The 12,358-nt window shown below is 41.0% G+C and carries 12 protein-coding genes and 1 pseudogene; 5 read left to right on the plus strand and 8 right to left on the minus strand.

What is annotated here, in order from left to right; translation table 11 throughout:
* Positions 1 to 252: hypothetical protein (locus H6G97_RS51810; protein WP_206759125.1), on the plus strand; the 252-nt coding region annotated here is incomplete at its 5' end.
* Between the two features lie 48 nt (positions 253 to 300).
* Here the strand turns inward: H6G97_RS51810 and H6G97_RS23040 are convergent.
* The 4 genes from H6G97_RS23040 to H6G97_RS23055 form a co-directional block, all read right to left on the minus strand.
* Entirely contained in the window at positions 301 to 1,257 is a 957-nt protein-coding gene (locus H6G97_RS23040; RefSeq protein ID WP_190942969.1) for a hypothetical protein, read from the minus strand.
* Positions 1,258 to 1,528: 271 nt separating this feature from the next.
* Positions 1,529 to 3,016 carry a galactose oxidase-like domain-containing protein gene (locus H6G97_RS23045; RefSeq protein WP_190942970.1) on the minus strand — a complete coding sequence of 496 codons (1,488 nt, stop codon included), beginning with the start codon at positions 3,014 to 3,016 and terminating at the stop codon, positions 1,529 to 1,531.
* A gap of 357 nt (positions 3,017 to 3,373) precedes the next feature.
* Positions 3,374 to 3,541: a DUF2252 family protein gene (locus tag H6G97_RS23050; RefSeq protein ID WP_338421830.1), complete on the minus strand. Its 168-nt coding sequence runs from the start codon at positions 3,539 to 3,541 to the stop codon at positions 3,374 to 3,376.
* A gap of 8 nt (positions 3,542 to 3,549) precedes the next feature.
* Complete coding sequence (locus tag H6G97_RS23055; protein WP_242055134.1) at positions 3,550 to 4,443, minus strand: DUF2252 family protein; 894 nt, start codon at positions 4,441 to 4,443, stop codon at positions 3,550 to 3,552.
* Positions 4,444 to 4,627: 184 nt separating this feature from the next.
* Between H6G97_RS23055 and H6G97_RS23060 the strand changes: the two genes are divergently transcribed.
* Entirely contained in the window at positions 4,628 to 5,308 is a 681-nt protein-coding gene (locus H6G97_RS23060) for a RibD family protein (protein ID WP_190942971.1), read from the plus strand.
* 398 nt (positions 5,309 to 5,706) lie between these two features.
* On the opposite strand, the gene H6G97_RS23065 is transcribed toward H6G97_RS23060, so the two are convergent.
* A complete protein-coding gene (locus H6G97_RS23065) occupies positions 5,707 to 7,053 on the minus strand; it encodes a hypothetical protein (RefSeq protein ID WP_190942972.1) in 1,347 nt (448 codons plus the stop codon).
* Between the two features lie 94 nt (positions 7,054 to 7,147).
* Entirely contained in the window at positions 7,148 to 8,221 is a 1,074-nt protein-coding gene (gene murG / locus H6G97_RS23070) for an undecaprenyldiphospho-muramoylpentapeptide beta-N-acetylglucosaminyltransferase (protein WP_190942973.1), read from the minus strand.
* An 84-nt stretch (positions 8,222 to 8,305) separates the two neighbouring features.
* On the opposite strand from murG, the gene H6G97_RS23075 reads away from it, so the two are divergent.
* Together H6G97_RS23075 and H6G97_RS23080 are read left to right on the plus strand one after the other, a co-directional pair.
* The gene (locus tag H6G97_RS23075) at positions 8,306 to 9,145 is read left to right on the plus strand and encodes a nuclear transport factor 2 family protein (protein ID WP_190942974.1); all 840 of its coding nucleotides are present in this window, start codon (positions 8,306 to 8,308) and stop codon (positions 9,143 to 9,145) included.
* A gap of 140 nt (positions 9,146 to 9,285) precedes the next feature.
* Entirely contained in the window at positions 9,286 to 10,059 is a 774-nt protein-coding gene (locus H6G97_RS23080) for an SDR family oxidoreductase (protein WP_190942975.1), read from the plus strand.
* 373 nt (positions 10,060 to 10,432) lie between these two features.
* Here H6G97_RS23080 and H6G97_RS23085 read toward each other — a convergent pair.
* Positions 10,433 to 10,735: pseudogene (locus tag H6G97_RS23085) on the minus strand (3-phosphoshikimate 1-carboxyvinyltransferase); the annotation flags it as partial.
* Positions 10,736 to 11,150: 415 nt separating this feature from the next.
* Here H6G97_RS23085 and H6G97_RS23090 point away from each other — a divergent pair.
* Positions 11,151 to 11,663, plus strand: a complete 513-nt coding sequence (locus H6G97_RS23090) for a hypothetical protein (protein WP_190942976.1) — start codon at positions 11,151 to 11,153, stop codon at positions 11,661 to 11,663.
* A gap of 74 nt (positions 11,664 to 11,737) precedes the next feature.
* On the opposite strand, the gene H6G97_RS23095 is transcribed toward H6G97_RS23090, so the two are convergent.
* Positions 11,738 to 12,319 carry a thioredoxin family protein gene (locus H6G97_RS23095; RefSeq protein WP_190942977.1) on the minus strand — a complete coding sequence of 194 codons (582 nt, stop codon included), beginning with the start codon at positions 12,317 to 12,319 and terminating at the stop codon, positions 11,738 to 11,740.
* Positions 12,320 to 12,358 lie beyond the last annotated feature (39 nt).

Here is a 12,358-nt window from a genome sequence, read left to right on the forward strand (position 1 = left end):
TCTTTTAGACCTTCCTGTAGCTTACTGACTTGCTCCGACGTTAAAAAGTTTTTAGCTGCTGGTGGCATAGTTGCTTTTAAACGACTTCCTCTTCTTATTATGCAACTTAAGTGCCGATTAGCTTACTACAAACTGCTGCGATTACATTACCGCAGCAGGTTGCAAGTACATTCAGTGAATTTGTTACCAAAACAAATTTACTTAGACCAGAGCCTGTTTAATGTTGTTGGCTCCCCAACCTACGCAGGTTAAGGGTTTTTATAGCTAACCCAAGCGTACTGCTTTCTGCTAAATATCGACTCAATCCCTTCTACTCCGCGCAAGCGCAATCAGAGTAGTGTCAAAGTATTGTAGCCGAGTCATGTTTCCACTGTTTTTATCTACGCTATAGACAGCATAAGGTGTTTCATACCTCATAGCTCCAAAGGCGAGGAGTTGACCTGTTGTAGTACAAACTAAGCTTTGTAAGCCATTATTCCATTTTCTATCATTAAATTTTAATTGTCCCAGTCTAATTGGTTTTTTTTGATTTGAGTCTAGCTGTACCAGAGTTGTATCACCATCCAATCCAAGTAAAGTCGTATAAAGTTTTCCGTCTGGGCACTGTGCTAGATTACCGCTCCGCTCATCTTGTGGAAATTTAAACTTATCAATAGAAGTTATCTCTGCCGTTTCAAGGTTAATATCTACCAATGTGATAGGTGGTGTACCGTTCTTTTTACCTACTAAACCGATGAGCCGCCCATCATTAGTGCCTAGCAAGCTCCCAAGCTGTTGATTCGGTTTAAGTCCTGAGACTATCAAAGTTTTTGCAGGTGTACCCAAAAATGTAATGTGAGTAGCCGTTGCCTGTCTTCTACTAGTCGTAATAGGAGTAACGGCTAAAACAAGTGTGCCATTACTTAAAGAAGTGAAACCACTCAATATCTGATTAGGCCCTAATAAAGGTGTACTTTTATCCCCAAGTACCTGAGCGTTTCCTGTAATTAAGGATTGCAAAACAAGTTCTACATTCATATCTTTGGGTACACCAATATCTGTGGATACACTGTTTGAGGCAGTATTATCTAGTTCAGTGGTGTTTACCTCTGGGATAGCTGTTTGGGAAGCGTTTATGATTGGGCCAGAACCTATACCTACAATATCTAAACTTGGTGTTTCCGCCAAGGATTTGTTGGCTAGATAGCTAAGTCCAGATACTACAGTTCCAGCAAGTACCAACTGGCCAAACTGTCGACGTGATACCTTGTAATTCATATTTTCCCTCTTAGAATTGATGACTTTTATTAAATAGCAGTGTGAACATAACCAGAAAAAGCTAAGAGGATATTTGAAAAGTTTTTAGTGATGGATCAAATCCTTTTAGATCCCCCTAAATTCCCCAATAAATTGGGGGACTTTGATCCGGTTTCCTCTTTTTAAGGGGAGCCAGAGAGGTTTTAGGGTCTCCCCAAGTGGAGCGACTGGCGTGGGTTAGGGGGGATCAACAAGTGCCTAAAATTACAACTAACTACTTTTCAAACAACCTCTAAGATACACGCCTCCAGGTTGCTACTGAGGGTGTTCCATTGTTGTCAGTAATAAAAATCATGTACCAGCCTGGTGGTGCGATGTTTCGATTGTTTGTTATCGTGACATTCAGAGAAGTAGCGTCTCTAAAATTAATTGGTACATCCACTAACCTTTGTTCAGCATCGCAGGAATGGGTAGTTGCCATTGGTCTAATCAGACTAACCCATTTAATATTCGCAGCCTGGGGTGTCTGAATTGTAAATTGTAGCCCGTAACTCAATGTTATTTGAGGAACGCTCTGAATAATTGGTCGTGGCCGAGACATATACGCAGGACTGTAAATTTCTAATCGCAGTTCATCGACCCTTCGTCTAGGGTTGCCCCCAGCTGTGACTACCCTACCATCTGGTAAGAGCAAGGCCACCGAGTGATATACACGGGGGACATTTTGTTTAGCTACCACTGTCCAAGTATTTGTAGCTGGATTGTAGATTTCTGCTGGCAGCATTGATTGTGTTGTGTCCTCATTTATTTTGCTACCATTACAAACAAAGACTGTGCGATCGGGCAACAAAACTGCGCTGTGATGCTTCCGGGCATAGTTTAAAGGCTTTGCTGCTACGTAAGTTGGGTTACTAGCTTTTAAATCTACAATATTTACCCTGTTTATTGCAGTATCACCGCCCCCACCGATAATCATGACCTTTTGATCTTGTGCAGGTGGTAAAAGAACACTGGCAGCTTGATCGCCGCCGAAACCTGGGTTTTGCAGCCCTGGCACTACTTTCTCTGTAATGGATTGTGTAAATGTCCCTGGCAGGGTTAATATCCTTGGTGTCACTCCAGTGCCACCCATCTGAGCACCTGAATAAAAGATGTCTCCATTACTTAGTAGAAACAAATGCAGGTATGCCGGTAAGGCACTAGTTGTTGGAAAAGCATTCCAACCATTTGGAAAGTTAACAGAATAAATTTCTGGTTGTCTATTGAGCTTGCCATCTTTATCCGGCCCAGACACTGCTAAGATCCGACCGCTGCCTAGTGTTAACACAGTAGGATACCAGCGCCCATTATTCATTGATGGTATCTTGACCCATTTTTCAGCAATGGGATCAAACATCAGAGCAGAGGGTGAACCATAAAATGGGTCATAGCGCAAAGTTCCACCTGCAACCAGCAACATACCATCAGGGCGGAAGGAGTGACCAGCGCAAAAAATGTCAATCGGTTGATTATTACTGTCCAATGGGGGTGCTTGACGGGTAAAGGTTCCCTTGTTTACATCCCAGACCACACTGTCATAGGGAGTATTTAACCGATTGGGATCATTACCTGAGCCACAAAAAAAGAATACTTTACCAGTACGGAGTAAGGCAGCATGTATAGGTAGGATTGGGGCACTGTAGGATAATACTTGCCATTTGTCTGTAGTAGTAGCCTGAGCTACAACAGTTCCTAAGTCCGTTTCCTGGAGAAGATCAGTCTTGTTATTAGATTGAGTCATTTAATTAAAAAATATCCCTACGTAAATGTTTACTTTTTATTCTTGCTTTCAGCCATTTGTTCCTCAGATTTATATCTATACTTTTTTAGGTCTGCTTAGTGTTAAGATGCGATGTTGTTATATGACAAATAATGTAAATTCAATTTTTCAATAGTAATTGCACGGTTATTTTTTATGTACTTAAGTATCCACTTTAACCATGTATTTGGTTTTTGAGATAAGACTAATTGATGTTGGTGTATCTGAAAACAATCCCTGACTACAAAATCAATGTTTTAGTAAAGTTTCACAAAGTTTCACTAGCAATATTCAAACTTTGTAAATCTTTAAATATTTTCTAAATACTGAATCAGTATTCTAGTATAATCGGTACTTACCAAGACTACCAGTGCCTGAACCTAATTTTAGCCGAATGTCTTTGAGAGCGTAGTAACTACTGTTGTAGCGCTTACTACTAGGAATTGAGGCGACGTAGCTGCTCATAGCCCCAGCCAGGGCAAACGCATCTAAATTACTCTTGATCACAACGAAGGTTAAGAACCAACGAAAAAATCAGGATTTCGAGCTTGATTATTTTTTAAGCCCCAAAGCGATCGCCTAAAACTTTCGCAATAAGCAAAACTTAATGACATTGATTTTAAATCTATTCTCAATAAAGTATGCTTATTGACATGATGCGGCCGCCCTGTAGCCCCAGCAATGTCGGAATAGGTGCTGCTAGATACAGGCTGAAATTTTAAGGTCGTCTGGAATACTCGATTTTTACTGTTATTTAACTGCGTGTACTTGTTTAGCAATTTAGAACGGCTTTTATGTGAGGCTTTTTTAATCAAATCTTTGACTACACCGTTTGTATTGCTAGATTCCAAACGGTATGAAAGTTCGTCGTTGGTTCCTTTAAAGTCACTCATCTTGTTCAGATAAGCATCCAAAAAATTACGGACAATATCTTGAGCGTCACTTGAACTAAGACCATTCTCTTTAGCTGCCAACAAAATAGAGACTGCCATCCGTTGCAAGTCCCAAACGTAGGGGCCAAGATAGCCTTCATCACAATCGGTAATGTCAAAAACGTTGTTGTCGTTGCTATCTCTCATCCCTCCAAGATTTTGCAGATGCATATCTCCCTCTAACCAGATGGCTGAGGTTGAAGAATTCACAAATCCTGAACTTGGCAAGGTCTGCATATCACGATAAAAAATGTGAGATGTTCCCCGATAAAAGGCGAAAGGACTAGCTTTCATTTTTTGCATTTTCGTTGCCAGTTCTTGAGGCAATTGAGCAGCAAAAGGATGATTGTATTGGTAAATTTCATCCTCTACCCAAGTTGAACGGAGAGTTGCAGATTGAACTGGAGATATAAACCCCAAAATCAAAATTAAGACAAATATAATTGTAAATATAGATATAGATATGAATTTGAGCATAACAGTCTCTTAAGGATAAAAAAATTGACTTTTGTTAGGCTTTTTGATAAAGGCAATCATCCAACAACAACTCTTTTAGCATCTGGAGCCATACTTAAGAAAGTGATCTAAAGCACAATGCAACAAGTATTAATAGTGAAGAATTCAAAAAGGTAAAATTATAAAGAACCGTCAGAATGTAATCATGTTAGCTATCCAAACAACTGTGGTTCTTGCCATGACGGCAGATGGAAAGATTAGTGCCGTAGATCCTAAAGCACCCCGTGATGCCGATCCAGATGATCAAGCCCATGTGGAGTATCAAGTTTCCCTTGCTGATTTAGTTTTGGTAGGAGCAGGGACGATCCGGGCTGAGGGGGTGACTTTTACAATTCGCAATCCTGAATTGTTGGCAGCGCGTGAAGTTCGGGGTCAGTCTCCCCAACCCATTACCTGCGTTGTCTCAGGTTCTCTTAACCTATCGCTGGACTTGCCTTTTTTAAGCCAGGACATTGAGCGATGGATTTTTACAACACGGACTGGTTTAGAACGCAGTTTTGATACAAAAACTTTGCAAAAACTGGCTGAATTAATTGATTTGGGAGATACAGACCTGGACTGGGATCGGGCTTACAGTCTAATGGCAGATAGAGATATTCATAAAATTGTTGTTTTGGGAGGCGGCTCTTTAACAGCTGCTCTAGTAAAGGCTGGGCGAATTGACGATTGGTGGTTGACAATTTGGCCGGTTATTTTTGGAGGAAAGCACGCTCCTAGCCCGGTAGAAGGAGAGGGTTTTCTTCCTAGTGCTGCTCCTCATCTTCAACTGGTCGAAACTCGTCAGATTGGAAGTGAGTTGTTTTTACACTATCGGACACTCAAGTGAAAATGCGCTGATAGATTAGGGATTTCCAAAAAATAAATTATCCAAATTATTTGTAGATTTGTAGGGGCGTATGTCTGTGCATTGGTGTCAACTTAAGTTAAAACTACTTTAAAATCCAATACGGTTCAGTTAAGAATAATTGTACGTTGGGTTGAACTTTAGTGTTACCCAACAAAGGCTTGAAAACGTTGGTTGTAATGACGCTCTTTAGGAAACGCTTCGCGTAGTTTGCTTCCCCGCAAAGAGATGCAGACTCACTCTAAGCGAAGCTATGAAAAGTAATCAGACAAAAATATTTACAGTCATTGCGAGCGTTCGCGGAGCGTCTCGTAAGAGTTGGACGCAAAGGACGCAAAGAGAAGAAAGAAATACTTAACCCAAGCGTATTGGTCAATGCGTTACTTCTTTACTAAAAAATATGCAGTAGCATATTCCGGCAATTGGCTGATATTCTGCCTAAATTCTTTTTGATTCTTAAAAATACCTGCCAAAAAATCGAGTTGATAAAGATTGGGTAAAAATGCCCCGCCTGTATCAGCCATAACCCCCATTTGCAGATGTTTACGACCACCTTTGGTATGCTCAATTACAATTACTTTACCTAAACCGATATTCAAAACATCTCCTGCGAAAGTGACTCCGGGTTTAATGGAGATTTTTGCATCTATTTTGTATCCATAGCCTTTAATGGCATCAACCTCTCTAAAATACCAATAACGCTTTTGTGCTGTTGCCTTCAATCCCCGAATATAAGACATTCCATTATTTCTATCTACATTAAAAAATCCTCTATAACCATCTGTAAAGTTAATTAGTATTGTTCCTTGCATTAAGGCTTCTTCTAAGCCGATTCTAGTTAGATAAGCAAGGCTTTTAACTTTTCCAAATTCTCTACCGCCTGGTTCAAAAATACCGGATAAAACATCTTGTTTTGTGTATTTAGTGTAGAATTTATCGTTATTAGAGTTATCTTTTAGGCTATAAATTGGGGTATTAAAAGTAGTGGTTTTCTTACGAGAACCAGAGTGAGTAAATACAGCATATTTTGTAATTCGTAATTGTTTTTGTTTCTTATCTTTTGGATTATAGGCAGTCCATTTGATAACTCGAAAATTGGAATTTATAAACTTAGGGTCTTGTAAACGAGTAGCTCGTTTATTAGCAATATCTTCCTTTAAGACAACAATCATGAAATCCAAAGTTTTAAGAACATCTGGCACAGTAACCCCTTGAGTAGTAAGCATTCCTGTACGCAGAATATCTGGGTCTTCTGAGGCGTAGTCTTGAAAGTATTTTCTAGTATTAACAAGAACCGTTAATAAATCTCTTTGATTGAAATTAACCTTACTACTTGGGAGTTTAGCTGGAGTAACAACTTGGCTACCATTAATGGTAAAATTATATTTTTTAAACTCATCAATAACCGGATAGGATGGAGATGCTGCTAACAAATTCTGGCTAGATGAAAAGGGGTATTGCTTTAGAATCTCATCAGATGTTTCTTGCGTGACAAAAAAACTTTCAACCTTCGAGGTAAGTGGATCAGAAAGGTTATTTGAGACAAAGGAAATTTGTGATTGAAGTAGGGCTAAATTATCTTGCTGAGTAAAAGTAAAAGATTGATCTTGTTGGGTTTGCTGTTTAGTTTTTAACTGAGTATATAGATGGCTACTGCTTAAACTGACAAAAAATAAAGCAGCACAACCTAATGTTAAACGGATTTTCTGATTAAATAAGATATTCATAATCTAAAGAATAAATTTTTATTGTCTCTTAGTATCTTCACTCCGTAACGCTGCGCGGAGCTTGCTTCGCTGTAAGGGTAGAATTTGGAATTTTTTAAGTTTCTATCACCTCACGCACTAATTGCGCCAACTTATCCGCACTATCAGGAACAGCGATCGCTTTTGCTTTTTGCCCCATTTTTGCTAATTCTTGCGGTGATTGCAGCAAATTCAACACATTACTTTGCAATATTTCACTCGTCAATTCTGATTGCTTCAACGTTAATGCCGCACCCGCTTTTGTAAATACGTCTGCATTGTAAGATTGATGGTCTTCTGCGGCAAAGGGGTAAGGAATCAGAATCGCTGGTACTCCACACACTGCTAATTCTGTCAAGCTACCTGCGCCAGAACGACTAATCGCAAGAGTTGCTCGTTGCAACAAGGCCGCCATATTGTTGTAAAAAGGTAAAGCTATGTACTGTGGATGTTTGAGACTATCTGCTTCTGGATCGCGATCGCCAGTTAAATGTACTACATAAGCACCAGCATCAAACCAAGCTTTTGCCGATTCGCGTACCAATTTATTTACTGCAACCGCGCCCTGGCTACCACCAAAGACGATAATTAAAGGAACACCATCAGGAATAGCTAAATCCAGAGGTGCATCAATTGCCCCATCGAGAAATTGCGCTCTTACCGGGGTACCAACACAGACATTTTTGGCACGGGGCAAATACTTAGCAGATACTTCAAATCCTAAAGCAACCGCACTACACCAAGGGCCAAAAAAGCGAGTTACTTTACCTGGTATTGCGTTAGATTCGTGGAAAACCACAGGTAAACCGAGGGAACGTGCCGCAATCACGGCTGGCCCGGCAATGTAACCCCCTGTGGTAAACACCCCTTGAAAATTTCCCTGTTTGAGAATTCGTCTAACTTCCACAATCGAAAGGGCAAGCCTACCCAAGATACGAATTGAGGAAAGTCCAAACCCTTGCTGAAACCCTTCAACTGCAATAGTATTCAAGGGATACTGTTTAGGGACAAGTTGAGTTTCTAGGCGATTGGGTACTCCCAGCCATTCTATTTGATAATCTGGAAGTTTTTGTGCCAGTGCGATCGCTGGAAACAAGTGACCACCAGTCCCACTGGCAGCTATTAATAATCGTATCGGTGCGTTTGCCATCAAACCTCTACCGTTTAGCGTCTAGCTTAACTAAGATAAAACAATTTCCTTACTTTCTCTCATCAAATCAGTAAATTCTTGCCAATGACTAATATTATTACCGCCTTAGTGAGACGACAACTCAGATTTCCAGCACATATCTGGCTGGTTTCGTTCCTACTGACTATTGGTTTAACAAGTGGTTGGCAACGTACTTCGGCGACGACACCACAACAATTAGTTCAAGTTGGTACACCCCAAAACGCACTAGCCAATCTGAAAAATCTGTTGACACAAGTTGATGCCGCCGCCAGCCGGGGAGATGTCAAAGGAGTGTTGCAATTTTATAGCCCCAATTTCACTCATGGGGATGGATTAAACCTCCAAACTCTGGAAAAGTCTTTAATTTCACTTTGGCAACGATATCCCAAATTGCAATACACTACAAAACTGCTATCTTCAAAATCTGAAGGCAATGGGATTATTGCTGAAACAGAAACGAATATAACTGGTTTACCCTCCGGTAACGCTAATAAATTGGCTCTCAATGCCACAATTAAATCGCGTCAGCGCATTGAAAACGGCAAAATCGCCCGCCAAGACATATTGTCAGAACGCACCTTGCTTACCTCTGGCAGCAAGCCGCCCCAAATTGATTTTAAATTACCACAGCAGGTGCTGGTTGGTCAGAAGTATAATTTTGATGCGATCGTCCAAGAGCCACTTGGTGACGATTTTCTATTAGGGACAGCGCTAGAAGAACCCATAAAACCAGATAAATTTCTCAACCCCACATCTGTAGATTTGCAATTACTAACATCTGGTGGACTGTTTAAAACGGGACAAGCACCTTCCACACCTGGTAGCCAATGGGTTTCTGCCGTCATCCTACGGGGTAATGGGATGACGATGGTAACTCAGCGCCTGCAAGTGGTGAAGAAGTAGTACAAACGCGTAGAGACGCAATTAATCGCATCTCTACAGGAGTTAGGAGTAATAGACAGACTGATGATAAATTATGAACGATGAAACTTGTGCTAATTCATAATTCATTAACTGTTAACTCCTCACTCCTAACTATCCTAATGACTTCCCTACAAAATCAAATCATTTTGATTACTGGTGCAAGTAGTGGTATTGGTACTGCTTGTGCAAGAATCTTCGCTGGTGCGGGTGCAAAACTTATTTTGGCAGCACGGCGTTTAGAACGTTTACAACAGCTAGCAGATACTCTCAGTAAAGATTTTAGTACTGAAACTCATTTATTAGAGCTAGATGTGCGCGATCGCAGCGCTGTTGAATCTGCCATTGCGACTCTACCTCCCGCTTGGTCTGATATCGATATTCTCATTAATAACGCTGGCTTAAGTCGTGGTTTAGACAAGTTGCACGAAGCCAGCTTTCAAGACTGGGAAGACATGATTGATACTAACGTTAAGGGTTTACTTTACGTCTCCCGCTATGTCGTTCCGGGAATGGTAAGTCGCGATCGCGGTCATCTGGTAAATTTAGGTTCCATTGCCGGACATCAAACCTATCCCGGTGGTAATGTCTACTGTGCAACCAAAGCTGCTGTGAGGGCAATTTCTGAAGGTTTAAAACAAGACTTGTTGGGGACACGGGTACGTGTAACTTCCGTTGATCCTGGTATGGTAGAAACGGAATTTAGCGAGGTGCGCTTTCACGGAAATACTGAACGCGCCAACAAAGTCTATCAGGGAGTTACACCCCTAACAGCAGATGATGTGGCTGATGTGATATTTTTTTGCGTGACGCGATCGCCCCATGTCAATATTAATGAAGTTGTGCTAATGCCTGTTGACCAAGCTAGCGCTACCCTAGTTAACCGACGAACATAAAAGTAGTCCATCTCATACCATTCTAAAAAAGCTTACCCTTTTCACTTACTCTACTGAAGAGAGAAAGGAAGCGCTTGTCCAGTCTTGAGCATACCAACGCAACATATCTGTTGGGGCCTGCTTGGCAACCTGAACAGTGGTTTTATGCGGCTGTTTAACTGGGTATTCCAGTGCGACGGCACAGTTCGATGTTGGCTAATATCTGTCGCCAAGCTTTTGAAAAACCTTCGAGGAAGTTGACAGTGATAGGCGCGATCACTACTTAGGTAAACTTGAAAAACCGCTTGTGATAAATCTAGGTTTATATAACAATCCTGAATCATCCATGAAAAACAAGAACCCCGACTTATTAAAAAAGTCGGGGTTCTGAGGGTTGCAAAGGTAGAACTACGGAGGATATGAGACGCGATCGCAAAGAAGAATCACTCGTTACACTAAAGGAACGCCCTGGATGAGATGCCAAAATTCCCAACATCAATCGCAATGTTATTCCAGAGTGATTCGGTTTAACCTTGAGCTAAAGCGCCCAACATTAGAATACGGTGAGAGATAGATTTATCACCAGATACCCAAATGCAACCCCGTAAAGTAAAAACAGCGAAAAGGGGCCGCTGAAAATAATTAACTTGTGAGAAAGGTTTTCGTGAGTTTCTACGGTTATAACAGAAGCCGGCATTAGGATACACTGGCTTTTGAATACACCGGAAATTCATCAGCGACTTAGTTTCTCCCTTCTAGTAACTTCCTTTCCAGCATCCTATTGCTTTTGGCTGTATGAAACTTACTCCAATCTACGGGAAGTTTCCCTCCAAAAGGTTTCTTAGCATCTAAAAAGACCCCACTGTTTTAAGGCTATAGTCTTAGAATATTTACAAGCTTTACTTACGAATTAGCTCTCTCTAGAAAAATTACCCTTTTTGCTGGGAAAGCTGAGATTCTATCTGTTTTATCCGGCTTTGTGTAGCTTATTAACAAATCAGCGGATTCATTAATATTAAGCCTGCTTTACTATTTAGTTTCTTACCCTGACCTATTAGACTCCCTAGTGTTCATTTCATTTTGTTCAATAGCTTTTAGCCCTTATCGCTCCCATGCTGACCCATCACCGCAAGCCCGTGTGCTTATCACTTATTTCCACTGACCTACCAATCTGGTCTGTTGTTGAAACTGCCGGAACATTGTATCAAAAAGACCCTGACCGATTCCACTTACTGCTGACTGCACCACCTCTAATTAGTTGCGAAGTAGAGAGTGTCCTAAGCCCAGAGGAGACACTTTCCCAAAGTAAGAGCAAACCTTACGCTCCTAGCAGTCCCAGGGTTTTGTGGCTGGAGATTTCTCCTTACCGAGTCATCATGACTATGCAAGGTAATGCTCAAGTGAGTTACCGTCACTTCTGGGAACAGGGCGTTTATGGCATTAGTCGTTATTGGTTGCCAACTGAGTCATTGCAACCAAATGATCCGATTCGTTTACGAAATTTTACTACTAGCCTAACTCTCAACGGACATCCCTTACCAGAACATTTACGTCTCGAATATGAATTGTGGGCAGAAAAAGTCCAATTGGGATCTTACATTCTGAATTTGGAAATTAAACATTGATAGTTATGGGGAGTAGGGAATGGGAGAAAAGAATAACTAATGCCCAATGCCCAATTCCCCATTATCAATTCCTCTTAACCAAAATAACTAGGTTGGTTTCCAGGTTTCCATTTAATATTGCAACCAACACTCGGCTTTTGCTCGCCTGTAACAGGTTTACCCGCTAGCACTGCTTCAATAGCTGCGCGTAAATCTGCGCCTGTTACGGGTTTACCATTACTGGGGCGGCTATCATCCAATTGTCCCCGATAAACAAGTTGGCGTTGGTCATCAAATACAAAAAAATCTGGTGTGCAAGCTGCTGTGTAAGCCTTTGCAGTTTCCTGGCTCTCATCGTAGCATAAGGTAAAATTCAACCCTTGTTCTGTTGCAAATGCTTGTAACGACTCTGGCGCATCATCCGGATAGTTTTTTGCATCGTTAGCACTAATGGCAACGATCGCTAAATCACTTGTAAAATAATCTTTTCCTAACTGCACTAATTCTTTTTGGATGTGCTTTACAAATGGGCAATGCCGACAAATAAACATTACCAAGAGTGCTTTTTTATCTGCAAAGGTAGAAAGTGAAGTTCCCTTTCCAGATACTACTTCCGGTAGATTAAAATCTGGTGCTTTTGTGCCTAGCGGCAACATCGTTGAAGCAGTTAAAGCCATAATTTACCTAATAACTTTATGCTGATAACTAACAGCTTT

The organism is Nostoc flagelliforme FACHB-838, assembly GCF_014698065.1.
Classification (GTDB): domain Bacteria; phylum Cyanobacteriota; class Cyanobacteriia; order Cyanobacteriales; family Nostocaceae; genus Nostoc; species Nostoc flagelliforme_B.